General features: G+C 33.4%; 18 protein-coding genes and 1 tRNA gene. 8 read left to right on the top strand and 11 right to left on the bottom strand.

Annotation, left to right across the window (positions count from 1 at the left end):
- Positions 1 to 94 precede the first annotated feature (94 nt).
- Positions 95 to 167, bottom strand: a tRNA-Thr gene (locus CY0110_RS25590).
- A 350-nt stretch (positions 168 to 517) separates the two neighbouring features.
- On the opposite strand from CY0110_RS25590, the gene CY0110_RS30200 reads away from it, so the two are divergent.
- Both CY0110_RS30200 and CY0110_RS25585 read left to right on the top strand, forming a co-directional pair.
- Positions 518 to 685, top strand: coding sequence for a hypothetical protein (locus CY0110_RS30200; protein ID WP_157464657.1), 168 nt, complete (start codon positions 518 to 520; stop codon positions 683 to 685).
- 400 nt (positions 686 to 1085) lie between these two features.
- Positions 1086 to 1607 carry a sterol desaturase family protein gene (locus CY0110_RS25585; RefSeq protein ID WP_008278536.1) on the top strand — a complete coding sequence of 174 codons (522 nt, stop codon included), beginning with the start codon at positions 1086 to 1088 and terminating at the stop codon, positions 1605 to 1607.
- On the opposite strand, the gene CY0110_RS25580 is transcribed toward CY0110_RS25585, so the two are convergent.
- The 6 genes from CY0110_RS25580 to sufR all read right to left on the bottom strand — a co-directional run bounded on the left by CY0110_RS25580 (position 1608) and on the right by sufR (position 6324).
- Positions 1608 to 2630: an AI-2E family transporter gene (locus CY0110_RS25580; protein WP_008278535.1), complete on the bottom strand. Its 1023-nt coding sequence runs from the start codon at positions 2628 to 2630 to the stop codon at positions 1608 to 1610.
- An 85-nt stretch (positions 2631 to 2715) separates the two neighbouring features.
- Entirely contained in the window at positions 2716 to 3306 is a 591-nt protein-coding gene (locus CY0110_RS25575; protein WP_008278534.1) for a hypothetical protein, read from the bottom strand.
- A 297-nt stretch (positions 3307 to 3603) separates the two neighbouring features.
- Positions 3604 to 4263, bottom strand: coding sequence for a response regulator transcription factor (locus CY0110_RS25570; RefSeq protein ID WP_008278533.1), 660 nt, complete (start codon positions 4261 to 4263; stop codon positions 3604 to 3606).
- A 111-nt stretch (positions 4264 to 4374) separates the two neighbouring features.
- Complete coding sequence (locus CY0110_RS25565) at positions 4375 to 4899, bottom strand: (2Fe-2S) ferredoxin domain-containing protein (protein ID WP_008278532.1); 525 nt, start codon at positions 4897 to 4899, stop codon at positions 4375 to 4377.
- A 243-nt stretch (positions 4900 to 5142) separates the two neighbouring features.
- Positions 5143 to 5397 (bottom strand): hypothetical protein, encoded by a 255-nt coding sequence (locus CY0110_RS25560; protein WP_008278531.1) that lies wholly within the window; start codon positions 5395 to 5397, stop codon positions 5143 to 5145.
- Positions 5398 to 5664: 267 nt separating this feature from the next.
- Positions 5665 to 6324 carry an iron-sulfur cluster biosynthesis transcriptional regulator SufR gene (sufR, locus tag CY0110_RS25555; RefSeq protein WP_008278530.1) on the bottom strand — a complete coding sequence of 220 codons (660 nt, stop codon included), beginning with the start codon at positions 6322 to 6324 and terminating at the stop codon, positions 5665 to 5667.
- 281 nt (positions 6325 to 6605) lie between these two features.
- On the opposite strand from sufR, the gene sufB reads away from it, so the two are divergent.
- The 5 genes from sufB (at position 6606) to ndk (ending at position 9919) form a co-directional block, all read left to right on the top strand.
- Positions 6606 to 8048 carry a Fe-S cluster assembly protein SufB gene (gene sufB, locus CY0110_RS25550; RefSeq protein WP_008278529.1) on the top strand — a complete coding sequence of 481 codons (1443 nt, stop codon included), beginning with the start codon at positions 6606 to 6608 and terminating at the stop codon, positions 8046 to 8048.
- Between the two features lie 86 nt (positions 8049 to 8134).
- Positions 8135 to 8905, top strand: coding sequence for a Fe-S cluster assembly ATPase SufC (gene sufC, locus CY0110_RS25545; protein WP_035800718.1), 771 nt, complete (start codon positions 8135 to 8137; stop codon positions 8903 to 8905).
- A gap of 32 nt (positions 8906 to 8937) precedes the next feature.
- Entirely contained in the window at positions 8938 to 9120 is a 183-nt protein-coding gene (locus tag CY0110_RS29510) for an Rpn family recombination-promoting nuclease/putative transposase (protein ID WP_232285816.1), read from the top strand.
- Positions 9098 to 9286 carry a DUF4351 domain-containing protein gene (locus tag CY0110_RS25535; protein ID WP_008278526.1) on the top strand — a complete coding sequence of 63 codons (189 nt, stop codon included), beginning with the start codon at positions 9098 to 9100 and terminating at the stop codon, positions 9284 to 9286. Before CY0110_RS29510 ends, CY0110_RS25535 begins: the two co-directional genes overlap by 23 nt.
- 183 nt (positions 9287 to 9469) lie before the next feature.
- On the top strand, positions 9470 to 9919 hold the full coding sequence (gene ndk, locus CY0110_RS25530; protein WP_008278525.1) for a nucleoside-diphosphate kinase: 450 nt from the start codon (positions 9470 to 9472) through the stop codon (positions 9917 to 9919).
- Positions 9920 to 10037: 118 nt separating this feature from the next.
- On the opposite strand, the gene CY0110_RS25525 is transcribed toward ndk, so the two are convergent.
- The 4 genes from CY0110_RS25525 to egtD form a co-directional block, all read right to left on the bottom strand.
- On the bottom strand, positions 10038 to 11468 hold the full coding sequence (locus CY0110_RS25525) for a diguanylate cyclase domain-containing protein (protein WP_008278524.1): 1431 nt from the start codon (positions 11466 to 11468) through the stop codon (positions 10038 to 10040).
- Between the two features lie 499 nt (positions 11469 to 11967).
- Complete coding sequence (locus CY0110_RS25520; protein WP_008278523.1) at positions 11968 to 13173, bottom strand: YcjF family protein; 1206 nt, start codon at positions 13171 to 13173, stop codon at positions 11968 to 11970.
- 169 nt (positions 13174 to 13342) lie between these two features.
- Positions 13343 to 14689 carry a 5-histidylcysteine sulfoxide synthase gene (gene ovoA, locus CY0110_RS25515; protein WP_008278522.1) on the bottom strand — a complete coding sequence of 449 codons (1347 nt, stop codon included), beginning with the start codon at positions 14687 to 14689 and terminating at the stop codon, positions 13343 to 13345.
- Positions 14690 to 14768: 79 nt separating this feature from the next.
- Positions 14769 to 15776 carry an L-histidine N(alpha)-methyltransferase gene (egtD, locus tag CY0110_RS25510; RefSeq protein WP_008278521.1) on the bottom strand — a complete coding sequence of 336 codons (1008 nt, stop codon included), beginning with the start codon at positions 15774 to 15776 and terminating at the stop codon, positions 14769 to 14771.
- A 479-nt stretch (positions 15777 to 16255) separates the two neighbouring features.
- Here egtD and CY0110_RS25505 point away from each other — a divergent pair.
- A partial coding sequence (locus CY0110_RS25505; protein WP_035800713.1) for a hypothetical protein occupies positions 16256 to 16650 on the top strand: 395 nt, incomplete at its 3' end.

The raw sequence follows: 16650 nt of genomic DNA, 5'->3' as shown, positions 1-16650 counted from the left end.
AAAATTAATATAGATACTTGAATCATAACATCTGCTGTACAGTGTCACATTTAAGAAAGTGATGACAAATAATCTATGGTTATACAAGTTATTAAGCTCCCTGTCGGACTTGAACCGACGACCTACTCATTACAAGTGAGTTGCTCTACCAACTGAGCTAAGGAAGCACGTTAATTTAGGCATACACCTCATTATCATAGCAATTATAACATAAACAGAGCCAATAAGGTTAGAGTGTCAAACTAAGAAGCACAACAGAATACAACAAAGTTAAGGGTAATATCTCCCACTCCCCAAACAGTGCATTACTACCATCAAATTATTCATTAATTTTCCATCAGGGAATTTATAAATCTGTTATAAGAAAATAAAAGTTTTAATTAGATTACAGAAAAAAAATTATCAACTTTTCTTCAGTCTTATTTCTGTGGATAGATGTTGTTATTTTAATTTATCAGTAACTTTAATATTAGGAATGAATTCCTTTACAATTAACAGATTTAAGGTCATATAGATAATGATGCAATATCGAACAACAGTAGGATGGTCTTTGATTACATCGGGGATTGTTACCTTATTACTAAAAGTGCTTCCTGGTAACTCATTATGGTGGGGAATTGCTTTCTTGATTATTGGGATCACTGTACTCTTTCTAAGAAAAAATGATAATGTTCTTGAACGTTAATTTCAATTGATTTCAATCATTCAAAATATTATCAACCTCATCTATTAATATAGTCAAAGATTATTTTTACATTCAGTTTTTGACTATATTTTTAGTTTGTTATAAAATTAAGTTAATTAGTTCGTTGATAATTCAAAAGCACAAACAACGAACAAAAATTATTATGGAAATTAATTTAGTACAACGTTCATTAAAGTTTTATGCGCTTGCTTTTTTTGGAATTATTTTAATTAGATATTTTGTAGTAGCAGGTCAACCTATTTGCTTTTTTATTCATCCTTAAGTGACAGCTTTGCTAACCCCATTTACAATATCCTTCTCCCTCTCGTAAGTTAATTTACCAAGATATAAACTGTCTATTTTATCCTCAATCGTATTTGCGATCGCAGCAGCTTTAATTATGTCAAGTTATGATTCGGGATTAACTCGTCTTTATACTGATTTTCGAGGTCACGAATTATGGTATTTTATCATTAGCTATATTGGTGTTTTAATCCTCCAAGATAGTTATTTTTATTTTACACATCGCTTGTTTCATCATCCCTTACTTTTCCAAAAATTACACCAAGGACATCATCAGTCACGCCATCCAACCCCTTGGACTTCCTTTGCTTTTGATCCCTTAGAAGCTGTTGTCCAGTCTTTATTTTTTATTGTAATTGTTTATTTGATTCCACTCCATTTTATCACGCTCATTGCAGTTTTAATAACCATGACAATCTGGGCTGTTGTCAATCATTTAGGACTCGATCGCTTACCTTTATCCTTTCCTCATCATTGGTTAGGCAAGTGGTTTATTGGCCCTGCTCATCACTCTCTTCATCATTTAAAATATCAGGTACATTATGGGCTATATTTTACTTTTTGGGATAATATTCTTGGCACACAAGATCCTAATTATGAACGCAAAATAAGGGAGTAATTATTCAACCTCACCTAAGATAATTGCTACGCCACGGGTTGCTTCAAACTCTTCGCAAAATAAGATAATTGAGATAGTCATAGGAATCCCTAATATAGCACCAGCAATTCCCCAAATCCATCCCCAGAATACAATAGAAAATAAAGCAATAAAAGGAGAGAGTTGCAGCGTTTTTCCCTGTATTCGGGGATCAACAAAATTCCCCATTATTACTTGAATAATCCCTAATCCTATTACTGTTGCAATACCGCGAGGAACACCATTAAATAAAAGAGCAATTAAAGTCGGAGGAATCACAGCAATAATTGAACCAATGGTAGGAACATAGTTAAGAATAAAAGCAATTAAACCCCAAACTAAAGCAAGATCGACACCAATAATTAAGCACCAAATACCCGTTAAAACTCCTGTTAAAATGCAAGTAAAAGTCATGACTGTTAGATAACGCCGTAATTTCTCGCTAGTATTGCCCACAGCATTAATAATATGTTGACTCGTTCGAGACGGAAAAGCTTGTTGAACTTTGCGTTTGTATTGATTAACTTCTAAAAGTAGTAAAATCAACAAAGAAATGGTTAAAATTAATAAACTTACGGTTGATAGAAAAGTTTGTAATCCACTAAGTGCCTGTTGTGTTAACTGAATGGGTGTATTATTATTTTGAAAATTAAATTGAGGCACTGGTAAACCATAATTACTAGCCCAAGATTTAATTACCGTCCACATTTGTTCTAAACGATCAAGATATTGGGGAATTTTGGGTTCAATAATTTCTGCACTTAAAGATAATGCTCCTTGAGCTAAAGCAACAACACCACCAAGTACAAATAAAACAATAATTAAACTTAACCAACGAGGCAACTTTTGTTCAAGTTTGTTTTGTAAAGGATAAACTAAAACAACTAGAAAAAAGGCAAAAGCCAAGGGCATTGAAATCGGTTGAGTTGCTTTAAGAGCAGCTAATATGAGAATAATGGCAATAATTGCCATTAAAATTTGTGTCGTTTTATTAGATACTTTCATCGGTGTTGATACTCAATAAAATTGCTTGTTAAGAATAATATAAATGTATTAATAACTGTGATTTTTTGACCTTTGTTTACTGTAATTAATTCTCACTAAATTCAATTGTTTTGAGCATATCATCTAAAATTTGTTTGTTTTTTGTATAATTATTATTGGGAACATCATAGGTTGTTGCAATAAAAGTGCGATTGCCTAAATCAACAATATAACTATAGTTTCGTTGACCTTTTGGTAACATTGCTCTACCAGTAGATTCACTTTCAACCGCTACTGCTTGATAAGAATCAATGGTAAGAGTTTCTTTTGAGAGGTGTTGCTCTCCTAAGTTTTCTTGACTAACTAAATCAAAAGGTGTATTTTCTTCTACTCTTAAATAAATGGCTTTGCTAATACTTTCTGTTTGTTCGGGTACTTTAGCAGAATTTGGATCAAAAACTTGACAATCGTTCATTACATCGCCCGAATTTGTTTGCCAATTTTGAGGATAATTAACTTGATAACCAACCTTTTCGTTAGTACAAGTCTGGTCTAAATTAATGGAAATATTTTTATTACTTTTTCTTGCTAATGATTGTGATTTTGTTGTTTTTGAAAAACTTGAATTATCACAACTACTTAATAGGGTAATTAAAAAAAACAAAATTAAGTTTATATAATTTATTGAGGTTTTCATCTGATTCAGGACTTATTTGTTTTCGTAGTAAAAATTCTTAAACCTAGGCAATGGCTAACAACAAAACTGTTTTGACTATTCAACATTGCCGATCGTTTAGTAATTAATACTAAATAGCTAGTCTATGTCATCAATTCTGTAAACTGGCTATAAATAGTCCAATCTTAGTAATTTTAGATCAACAATTAATCTTTCTCAAGTTATAAATTTCAAAATAGTCAAAAAACAGCATAAAAATTACCCCACACCGACTTTCAGTCAAAATATGGGGTTTCTTGCAAAGATAGCTAACAAATTTTAAGCGATACTATTTTCAATCGCCCAACGAGCTAACTCGGTGCGGTTATGAAGATTAGTTTTGTTGAGCATATTAGAAACATGACTTTCTATGGTGCGTTGACTGACACTGAGTTTCTCAGCCACATCTCTATTAGATAGTCCTTGAGCCACTAATTGAACCACTTTGGTTTCTGTCGGGGTTAATTCTACGTTACTGGGAACCTGAATACGGTTACTATCGTCTAGAGAAATATTACCCTTGTGACGCATTAAACGGCTTGCTTGTTTGAGAGATGACTCTACTTGAGCCACTAACTCTTCTGGTTCAAAGGGTTTTACCATATATACATCAGCCCCGGTATTGAGTCCTTTTACCCTATCTTGGCTTTGTCCTTTGGCAGAAAGAAACATCACAGGAACCCAACTGGTGCGAGCATCTTGACGCACTTTTTCTATGAGGGAATAACCGTCCATTTCTGGCATCATAACGTCACAGATGATCATATCAGGAATCTCTTTAGTTAAGATTTCTAGTGCTTCTTTACCATTTTCTGCTGTAGTAACGTCATATCCTTGAAATTCCAGATAATCTTTTACTAACAAAACTAGGTTAGGATCATCATCAACTAATAATAAATGCTTATTATCTTTTTGTGAGTTATCTTTTAAGGGTGGCATCTTGTTTTCTCAGGTAAGTTTTGATAGGGATTCTGTGTAAAAGTTATGTTGGGAATTAAGACTATTTTAATTCAATCTTAACCTTGGAGGATTGTTTTAAGTAACACTTTATTATGTCTTCTGGTCTATTATCTCATGATCGAGGTCAGTAGATTGGTTTTTAATGGCTTTTAATTGAGGTTTATTCAAGGGTTGAGGCAAAGCATGGGTACAGAAGGCATAATCTTCAACAATTTTATTGCCAATCAGATGTTCTTGAATAATGCGTTCAATCACTTCAGGGGTTGCCTGACGATACCAAACACCATCAGGATAAACCACTAAAATAGGCCCATCCATACAAACCCGCAAACAATTAGCTTTTGTGCGAAAAATACAAGAAGGTTGTGTTTCTGTAACTTGGTCAAGTTTAAGTTCTTTGAGACGACGTTTAAGATAGTCCCAAGCTTCTAAACTGGTTACTTTAGAGCAACATTTGGGTTTAGTTTGGTCTGCACAAAGAAACAAATGTCTTTGAATTTGAGTAAGTCCCAAGATTTGAGTGGTTTCTAATAAACTATCTTGAGATTTTAATGGCGTTTGGACAATGGGAGTTATTTCTTCTGAAGTATTAACAACGGGTACGGGTTCGTTCATCTACATTTATTACAGAAGGATTCATTGTCTATTTTACCGTGTAACAATGTTTCTTGGAAGTGGGAAAATACAATTTTTTAAAAAATTTACCCTTATTAAATAAACTACAGTAATATTATTGATTTTTCTATTTATTTTGATTTCACTCTCTCAGTATTATTACGATTCATCCTGAAATATCTTTAACTTGAAGGACATAGAAACGATATGAAAGGGATTGATTATCATAAATGATGAGTTAACTTACCATTTCAAAACTGCAGCATCTGCCCCTTGTTCTCGTCGTATTTTTCCATCTTTCTCAAACCAATCAATCACTTGTTGATGGGTTAAGTCTTCTACAGAAACCTCTAAATCTTTAGCAATGGTAGTTAATAATCTCAAAGAGGAAATAGTTAAACGGGTTAAAAATTTTTCTGGTGCAGTCAATAGGGCTTTATCCACATCAGCAGATTCTTCAGGAGTTAAAAATTGAGCAGGAGATTGAGGTTGATTCATAATAAACGATCACACATATTTAAAGTTAACTTTCCAAACTTTTTATTGAGTCTTTCATTTTGAGAGGATTTTGTCAAGTAAAATTTTACGCTGTACAATGATAGTCAAGATGACTAAGGAAAAAAATGACTAAAACTTTATAAAGGTGCATTTCATTCACAAAAGTCTGAGATAATACTATAAAATTGGGCAAATAAAAATAAACTTAACTTTAGTTGATGCTAGAACTGATTCTAGAAAAAACAACTCAATGATGAAAATTAATTCTTAATTTTTCACTTTAATTAAATACCCACAATTATGTTCCCCTTCATTAATCCAATGGGTTCGTTCTATAATGCAATCGGGCAGAATTTCGGCAAACATTTCTAGTTCATGACCGCATACTGTTGGGTAAGACTCCGCCACTTCAGAAATAGCACAATGGTGTTCAGCTAGGAGATAACCCTCCTCTTGAGCATTTAAACCATTTTGCTCATTAGCCCTATGTATTTCAGCCATATAACCCTCTTCCTGTCGCAGTTTAACTAACCTTTCCACTCTTTCCTTTAAGGAACCCTTCCCAATGCGCTGTCGATAATCATCCGCTTTGCGTTGCCATTGCTTGCGTAATACCTCTTTGACCTGATTTTCTCCCATTGTCTCCGTCAACGTATTCAAAAAAGACACCGCAAACTCCCCATATTGATTAGGAAAGCGATCGCGACCTTGTTTACTGAGAGAATAGATATATTGGGGTCGTCCTAACTCTCCTTGTAAGAGATGATGTTCGAGTAACCCTTCGGCTTCGAGGTCTTTTAAATGACGACGGGTAGCTTGGGGGGTAATATCAAGAGATTCAGCGAGTTTTTGAGCAGTAGCTTGACCCTGTTTCAGTAAATACCGCAAAATGTCTTCTTTGGTGGAAGGGGGCTGTATAGTAGTCATTTTAAAACTTAGAAGTCAGATAGATAAGAAATGTAACGCTCACAGTTTAGAAAAGGTTACAGAAAAATTTTAGGGGAATGTGACTTTGACAACAATTGAGTTGTTAATCTATTGTAAGCTATAATAAAGAAACATAAATGTTGTTTTATTAATCTCTACTCTAGAGACATGGGCTTTGTGGGATTAATGACTCATCCCCTGCTAAACCATCATCTTTGAAACCATAAGACTCTCCAGTATTAGGGAGAGACATTGAACTAAAACGGAGAACACAAAATCTAATGAGTGCAACCACCGTCAAAAACCTAGTCAACCAACCCTATAAATACGGCTTTGTTACTGACATTGAAGCTGATACCATTCCTCGTGGTTTAAATGAAGATGTTATTCGTCTTATTTCGGCCAAAAAGAACGAACCCGAATTTATGCTGGAGTTTCGTCTCAAAGCTTATCAGCAATGGTTAAAAATGACCGAACCCACCTGGCCCCATGTCAATTATCCAAAAATTGATTACCAAAATATTATCTATTATTCTGCGCCAAAACAGAAGAAGGAAAAACTAAAAAATTTAGACGAAGTTGACCCAGCTTTACTGGAAACCTTTGAAAAATTAGGCATTCCCTTATCTGAACAAAAACGGCTTAGTAATGTAGCTGTGGATGCTATTTTTGATAGTGTTTCTGTAGGAACAACTTATAAAGAAAAATTAGCAGAAGATGGTGTTATATTCTGTTCTATTTCTGAAGCATTAGAAGAACATCCAGAGTTAGTTAAAAAGTATCTCGGTAGTGTTGTTCCTGTTGGGGATAATTTCTTTGCTGCGTTAAATGCTGCGGTGTTTAGTGATGGTTCTTTTGTATTTATTCCTAAAGGGGTAAAATGCCCGATGGAACTGTCTACTTATTTTCGTATTAATAATGGAGATACGGGACAATTTGAACGCACTTTAATTGTGGCAGAAGAAGGCGCATCTGTTAGCTATTTAGAAGGCTGCACCGCCCCTATGTATGATAGTAACCAACTTCATGCTGCTGTAGTAGAATTAGTCGCTTTAGATAATGCAGATATTAAATACTCTACGGTGCAAAATTGGTACGCCGGTGACGAAAATGGTAAGGGCGGAATTTACAATTTTGTGACCAAAAGAGGACTCTGTAAAGGAGTTAATTCCAAGATTTCTTGGACTCAAGTAGAAACTGGTTCAGCTATTACTTGGAAGTATCCCAGTTGTGTCTTAGTGGGAGATAATTCTGTTGGGGAATTTTACTCTATTGCTTTAACTAATAATAAGCAGCAAGCTGACACGGGAACTAAGATGATTCATATTGGTAAAAATACCCGTAGTACCATTATTTCTAAAGGTATTTCTGCTGGAAACTCCAAAAATAGTTATCGGGGTTTAGTGCAGATGGGACCTAAAGCAAAAGGGGCAAGAAATTACTCCCAATGTGATTCAATGTTAATTGGAGATAATGCTGAAGCTAATACATTTCCTTATATTCAAGTTGATAATAATACAGCAAAAGTTGAACATGAAGCGTCTACTTCTAAGATAGGAGAAGATCAGTTATTTTACTTTGCTCAACGGGGTATTTCCGAAGAAGATGCTATCTCAATGTTAGTCAGTGGTTTCTGTCAAGATGTCTTAAGTGAATTACCGATGGAATTTGCTTCAGAAGCTGATAAATTATTGAGTTTGAAGTTAGAAGGAACCGTCGGATAGACGATTAGCAATTATCAGTTATCAGTCATCAGTTTTCAAAGATTGATGGCTTCTATTTGCCAACAATTCAACAATTAATCAAAATGATGAGTAACGTTATCCTATCTGTTAAAAATTTGACTGCTAATGTTGAAGGAACTCCTATTTTAAAAGGGGTTAACCTGGAAATTAAAGCAGGTGAAGTTCACGCCATTATGGGCAGAAATGGCTCAGGAAAAAGCACTTTATCTAAGGTTTTGGCTGGACATCCTGACTATGAAATTACAGGTGGCGAGGTGTTTTATAAAGGGGAAAATATCTTAGATAAAAGCCCCGATGAACGAGCCTTAGAAGGGATATTTTTAGCCTTTCAATATCCTTTAGAAATTCCTGGAGTGAGTAATTTAGATTTCTTGAGAGTAGCTTATAATACCCGTCGTAAACATTTAGGATTAGAGGAAATTGATACCTTTGATTTTGAAGATTTAGTTGAGGAAAAGTTAGAGGTTGTCAAGATGAATGCTGCTTTTCTAGACAGAAGTTTAAATGAGGGGTTTTCTGGGGGAGAGAAAAAGCGTAATGAAATCCTACAAATGGCTTTATTAGAACCCACATTAGGCATTTTAGACGAAATTGATTCAGGGTTAGATATTGATGCTTTAAAAATTGTTGCTAACGGTGTTAATCAGTTATCAACTCCTGATAATGCTTTCTTATTAATTACCCACTATCAACGGTTATTAAACTATATTGAACCTCATCATGTTCATGTGATGTATGATGGTCAAATTGTTACGAGTGGTGGTAAAGAGTTAGCTCTAGAATTAGAAGAATCAGGATATGACTTTATTGAAGAGAAATTACTCGCACAAGCTTAAATTATAAGAATTTTCTAGGGGTGATTTATATTTTGCCCTATATTTTGCCCCTAGATAATTTTATCAAAAATAGTGAATTAAGAAATAATTGGCAAGGTGTAATTATTTATCCCAACCGTAGAGTAGAAAGTATAGAAGTTTCTAATTATCAAGAATTATTAAACTCAGAGAGAGTATCCCATTTTTATTTAGATGAATGGAAAATTAGTTGCTAGACACAATTTAATTCTCCGTCAACTTCATTTAAAAATAGGTGAGCTTTCTCTTAATTTTGAAGAAGAAGTTAAACAGTTAAGTTTGACAGAATTAGATGATTTAGCTTTCGGTTTATTCGATTTTTCCAATGTAGAAGATTTACAGCAGTGGTTAATATCCCATTAAACCGATTCAAATTCCCTTTCAAAATAATCGAACAACTGAGGAAAAAGATACAAAAAATACTTGCATTTTTCCCTATCTTATGATTAAAGTTTGCCTATTTACCCATTTTTACTAGAAAACTTGTTCAGCTAACCCGAATTAGTCGTAAACTATATAGTTGAAATAATTGGAAGGAGTTGGCGCGTGGAACGCACATTTATCATGATTAAACCCGACGGGGTACAACGGGGACTGGTGGGTGAAGTCATTGGTCGTTTTGAAGCCAAAGGGTTCACCCTAGTGGGACTAAAATTAATGTCAGTGTCCAAAGAATTGGCCGAAGAACATTATGACGTGCATAAAGAACGTCCTTTCTTTGGTAGTTTAGTTGAGTTTATCTGTTCTTCTCCTGTAGTAGCAATGGTATGGGAAGGAGAAGGTGTTGTTGCTTCTGCAAGGAAACTCATTGGCGCAACTAATCCCTTATCAGCCGAACCTGGAACCATTCGGGGTGATTTTGGGGTCAGTGTAGGACGTAACTTAATTCATGGTTCCGATGCCATTGAAACTGCCCAACGGGAGATTAGTCTCTGGTTTAATGAAAAAGAGTTAAGTAGTTGGGAACCTACCGTTAAAACCTGGTTATACGAATAAATTGTCATGCAGCCCTTTTACTAGAGCATTTTCTCTTCGTAAAGGGGCTATTTGTTATAAAAAAATACTAAGAAGAATCAACCCAATAACAAATACAATTACGTCCATTTTCTTTGGCTTAATAAAGAGCATCATCAGCTTCTTTGATTAATTCTTTATATTGCTCTATTTGTTCAGGAATCTTACAACTAACACCCATACTTAGGGTAACATGGTCACTAACTAGGGAATTTTGGTGAGGAATGTTCATAGTTTCAATGGCATTTCTAATCATTTCTGCCAAAGTTAAAGCACCATTCAAATTAGTATTCGGTAAAAGAATAACAAATTCTTCTCCTCCGTATCTCGCCACTACATCAGAAGGACGTTTAACTTGTCTTCTTATTTCTTGAGCTACTTTTTGTAAACAACTATCTCCTCCTAAATGACCATAGGTTTCGTTATAAATTTTAAAGTAATCTATATCACAGAGAATAAGTGAAATTTCCGACTTTTCCCGTCTTCCTCTTTGCCATTCTCGGTATAAAGATTCATCAAAATAACGACGATTAAAAATCTGGGTTAATCCGTCTAGATTAACTAATGCTTTTAATTTTTTTAGGGCTTGTTGTAATTCTATTGTTCTTTGTTCAACTCGATTTTCTAAGGTTTTATGGGCTTCTTTTAATTCTTTAATATGTTCATGAATCCACTTAATTAATTGATTTATAGAAGTAGCTAATTTTCCTACTTCATCTTGAGTAGTGACTGGAGCTTGTAATCGAAAGTTTGATTCTTGGGTAACTTTCTGGGCAACATAAGTTAATTCTTCTAGGGGATAAGCAATGACTTTACCTGTGTATATAGCAGAAATAGTAGAAATAATCAAAGAAATAATACTACTACTAAATATTATTTTTATCCTTAAAAGATTGGCTTTTCTCATTTCCCTCTCAGCATCTTTTTTATTCTCTTGAGCGGAATCAATTACTAAGGATAAAATCTCTGATAACTTTTCAAATTGAATTTCAAGATTTTGCATTTCTTGACTTTTGATAAGTTCAATAACTATATCTTGATTATTTAATTGACTATTATTAGTGGAAATTGGTGTTATTGTTTGCCACAGAGATTGAATATTTTTTTCGTATTCATCCAAATAATATCTATATTCTGAAATTATTTGTTTTATTCTTTTGTTATCTAAATTGTTATTATTTTTATACAAAAATTTCTTTATTTCTGATAAACTATAATTAATTTTTTGAATATTTAAACTAAATTTACTGATTTCGTATTCAAACCAAATAGATTCATTAACAACAACAATTAAGGTTTTAGGATGAGAGCGAATTTGCAAAATATGATTATGAAGTTGAGATAAAAGAATAATTTTTTCATTGGCTAATTGTAACTTATGATAAGCTTTTTTTTCATAAAAATCTCCTAAAGCCAGTCCTGAAAGAATACCTAATATAAAAATAGTAATTACAATTACATAACCATATTTTATTTTGTCCCCAATCTTACTATGGGTTAATATTCTTTGTAATTGGTTAGTAATAAACATGAAAATAATATCTCACAACAGATGGCTGACCACAATTAATTGAATATTAAAAATAACTATGGGAATTAATATCATACAATAGACAATTAGTATTTTTCTATACTAAAATTGTAAAATATTGGTAAAGATAATAAATAAATTCACTAAATATACACTAAAGAAATATACAGTAAAAACTAATAAAAAATAGTTCTTAAACTATTATATAACTTATAACTCGAATGAGTTTGATTGAAAATAATGTTATTTATCAAATAAATCTTGATTAAACTCTACGTTGTCATCTATCATAAGTATGATTACAAATGATAAAAAAATAGAAAAGTGTAGAGGAAAGCCTATATATAAAAAAATTATAATTTAGAATATTAAAAGCAGCCTTAAACACCCACGAAGTTGACTTAGTTTGGGCTGGTACGTCTGAATATGTTGTCATTAAAGCAAGAAGAAATGCAACTCTTCTAATTGTGGTAAAATAGTTAATTATTATAGCGTCCTATTAGGTTCTTTTAAAGCGATTTTGTGCTTGTTTAAATGCCTCTTGCATTACTGCTTGAATTTTATCAGGATTCGGTTTTTTTCCTCCCATTAAATCCCCAAAATAAACACAAGCTCCTTCTCCTAAAGCCCAAGTATAAGCCCCTGCCCAAGAAGCAGCAATAATACTACCAAATCCTGGAATAAACTTAATTAATTCTCGTCCGATAGACTGAGCTAAAAATCCTCCTGCGATCGCACTAACGACCCCACCGGCCTGAGAAGGGGATAAAATCTGTCCGTAGAGTTTCCCCAATAATGTCACCTGAGACACTTGTAAAGCAGTTAAAACCGGCATTGTAGCAAAAGGCAAGGGAACGGCCGCTAAGGTAGCTGCTGCGACGGAAAATGCCCAAATATAACGACGGGCTACGTCTCGGTAAAGATTACCGATTTTATGAGTCGTTTCTCCTTCAAGAAGTTGATGGATGGCGACCGATTCCGCTTCGGGTAACTGTTGGGCGATGGTATCTCTGAGGGCTTCTAATCCATAAAAAACAGGTGTATAGCCATCTTCTTCTAGGGTAAAATCAATGAGAATAGCATCATCATATAGTCCCTGAAAGTCCTCTTTGAGATGGTTAAATGCCCGATTAATGTCTTCAAAATCAGGGGGATAAGGGGGATGATCTTGAGTTGGGGAAGGATAAATTTCATGAAGACAAGTAACAACAAGAATACAGGGAACTTTTGGCGATAATTCACGCAATTCTTTGGCAACTTTAGCTAAGGTTTCTGTAGCAAAATCATTGATCTTAACCGTTAAAATAATGACTCTCGCCTGATGCTTTGCTTCTTGCAATTTATCGCTTAATTCTTGAATAATAGAATCAGTATTTTGTTGAACATCACCTAATCCTACAGTGTCGGTAAAAATAAGTAAAGGGAGATCATCATTAGGGTAAGTATATTGGTTTGTATGTTTAGTATGGGGACGAAATCCTTGACCAACAATTTCGGCAGAAACTCCTGTTAAACCTCGCACAATTGAGCTTTTTCCTGATTGGGTTTTTCCAATTAAAATGGCTTCAGTGGTAGGTAATTTTTCGCGAATTGTCTCTAAAATTTCTGCAATTTGTTCATCACTAACTTGAAACCATTGAGGAATTTTTTCTATTAATAATTTATCTTTGAGGAAATTTTTGGTTGAGTTAAAAAATCGATTCATTGGTAATTATATTAGCTTAAGGTGATAAAAATCCTGATTAAACCAGTTACCAGTTTTCAGTGATCAGTGACCAGTTATTCCTCACTGATCACTGTTCGCTGATAATTGTTAAACCATACAATCCTAAATTAAATATAACAAAATTAACTGTCAATTTTTCACTATTAGCCTAATAATTAGTAACTATCCTAAAACCTGCGTGTTGATAGAAGTTAGGACGAAACCAATTACGATAGTATTTTAAGGCTTCTGTTCCTTGAGTTACCCAAGCTCCTCCTAACATCATTTTATGGTTATTATCAAAAAACGGTGCTGAATTATCTTCATAGAGAAAATGAGGTTTAAATCCTGATAAGGGGTTAAAATCTTCGTCTAACCATTCCCAAACGTTGCCCCGTAAGTCCCAGAGTCCCGAATGGCTTTGGGCTGTTTTTATTAACCCTACTGGACTTGGTGAACCGAATTTTAAATTGAGATTATAATCATTAATTTCTTGGATATCTACTTGATAATTATCATTTGATCCATAGGCTGCTAAATTCCATTCTGCTTCACTCATCAATCTGGTATTTTCACCTTTCCAACGACAATAAGCAATGGCTTCATAATAATTAACTTCTACAGGCCAATTTAAGGGTAAAGGTATTTCATCAAACATAGCACGATAAGCATATTGCCCATTTTTAAATTGCCAAAATTTAGGATTTTTGATGTTATTTTCTTCTTTCCATTGCCAGGATTTTTCATTCCAATAGTCTTTATTTTCATAACCTTTACTATTGACAAATTTGAGAAATTCTGCATTCGTTACTAAATATTGACTAGCCAAAAAAGAGTCAACTTTAACAAAGCGATCGCCATATTCACAGTCCCATCCATATAAGGGATTATCTTTTGTTTTCCCTAACTTAACGGTTCCTCCTTTTATTAAAATCATCTTATTCTCTTCAGGAAGTCCATCAAAAGGTGCATATTGCCATTCTTGAGGTTTCTTCAATTTTTCTGCTGGCAGTTGTCGCAATAACATCGAAGAGGTTTCAAAATGAATTCGTTGATGTTCTATCCCCATCATTAAGGCCCAAAGAGGATGATTTTGATCAATAGGAAGATTCAAAGGCGCATTTTTAATAACTTCTAAAATAACCTCATAAGCTTGATTTCGATAATTCCAAACTTCTTGAACCTCCGGCCAATTAATATTAGCGATCGCCTGGTTCAATTCTTCTGCATTCTCAGGATCAACCCCAAACTCAAATAATATTTCATAGTCTGGATTAAGTTGTTTTTCTAATAATTCAACGCGAACTAATTTATTAATGTAAAAAGCAGCCGAATGACCCAAATAAAAAATCAAGGGATTTCTTAAGGGATCAGGATTTATATAAAATGCTTCTTCTTCTTTAATACTTTTCATTAAAATATCTTCTAATTCCCAACTATTTTTAAAATAGTTAATGAGGGAATCTTGAGAACAGTTATTAAGAGAAACTGGTAATTGAGATTTAAAAGATGACATAATTATTATGAATTAATTCTAACAGTTAGATAAGTTAGCTAATAGGAGCATGATTAACTATACTCCCATTTAGAATAACTTATTTGCAAGCTTTACACAGAATTAAAGCAAACCAGTTATTCTCATCCGTAAATACTTTAACTGGATTTAGTTGCTTAGATTCTAATTTATGCTTCGTTTGCTCTACATCAAACTTACGAGAAATCTCAGTTAATATTGTTTCTCCTTTGTCTATATTCACTTTTAAATCAAGCTTATTTAAGATAATTTCTTGCTTCTTCTCAGATATCAAATACATTTCGATTTGTTTTTTTTCTTCATTGTAGATAGCTCGATGCTTGAAATAATTTAGCTCAAAATTTCCTTCAAATTTACGGTTTAAATGAGACAGGATATTTAAGTTAAAAGCAGCTGTTATCCCTTTATTATCGTTGTAGGCTGCTTCTAATATAAATTTAGGTTTTTGTAAATCTATTCCTAATAAAAAATAATCTCCCTGTTCTAACACTTGAGAAATTTTGTTCAAGAAGCGATCATAATCTATCTCACTAAAGTTACCGATAGAACTTCCTAGGAAAAAAATCATTCTTGTTGGCCAAGAAGTTGGAGTTAATTGAGTTAAGGCTTGGTCATAAGTTCCTACTAATCCTTGAATTTTCAGGGAACTATATTCTTGTTGTAATTGTAGCGCGCTTTCTTGTAGAATGCCTGCGCTGACATCAATTGGCATATACTTAAACATATCATTTTGCCTATCATAAGCATCTAATAATAAGCGAGTTTTTGTCGAACTTCCACTTCCTAATTCTACTAATTCACAAGTTCCTGTAATTTGAGCAATTTCTTCTGCGTATTGTCTTAAAATACTCGCTTCTGTGCGAGTAGGATAATATTCTGATAACTCACAAATTTGTTCAAATAGTTGAGACCCTTGATCATCATAGAAATATTTCGATGGTATTTTTTTAGGGCATTCAGTTAACCCTTTTTTTATGTCTTGATCAAAAGAATTCTTTGTTTCCTTTGCTGTTTCGGGAGACTGTAAATATTCAATTTTTAACTGGTCTGTTTGAAGTTGGGTTAACATAAGATAGCAGCTACCATAACTGAAGTTAACTTTTGCTCTCTTATTTTAAAACAATTTAGTAACAAAAAGTACAAGATCAAGCTTTAAACAAAATTCTCTCCTTTTTCTCTAGTTTTCAAATAAAATCGACCTAAAGAATCTTGAAAAAAAAGAACAAATATGCTGAAGGCAATAATATTAAGATAAAATTAAAATAAGCTATATTTATGAGGTAAGTATGATGAAAAAGAAAAAAAGTATATGATCTATAATCTATATAAGGATTGGAGAACAAAAATTATCAATCAGCTACTAATGAAACAGTGGTATTTCTGCTAAACTCTTAGCTGTTTTGATGAAATTTCATATTTGCGCTGATATAGTGACTCCAACATAGTCAGCAAGAGCAACTTGAACAAATTTGTTCTCAGTGAAATTAACTAAGAAAATTTGGGAATAATAGTTTTAAGATGTATAATCACTCGCAAGGAGGAGTTTTCATGGTTACAATAGATTCAAAAAAACGGCTAGGAAGTATTTTACAAGAAGCCAAATTGATCACTCCTTATCAGCTAGAAATAGCCTTACAAGAACAAAAAAAGCATCATAAGCACCGTTTGGGTGAAATTTTAGCTCAAAAAGGTTGGATAAAACAGCAAACTGCCGACTTTTTTGCTGAAGAGTGGACAAAAGTTATTCAACAAGCTCAGCAAGAAACACCTAAATCCTTAGGCTATTATCTTAGAGAAGCTGGCTTAATCGATAATCATCAACTTAGTGATATTTTAGCAGAACAAGAAGAAGGACGGATGTGGATGAGAATCGGTGCTTTAGCAGTACTTAAAGGTTGGTTAAATCAAACAACTGTTGACTTTCTTCTTCAAAATCTTCACCC

Source organism: Crocosphaera chwakensis CCY0110 (genome assembly GCF_000169335.1).
GTDB classification, from domain to species: Bacteria; Cyanobacteriota; Cyanobacteriia; order Cyanobacteriales; family Microcystaceae; genus Crocosphaera; species Crocosphaera chwakensis.
This window is presented reverse-complemented; position numbering and strand designations above follow the sequence as displayed.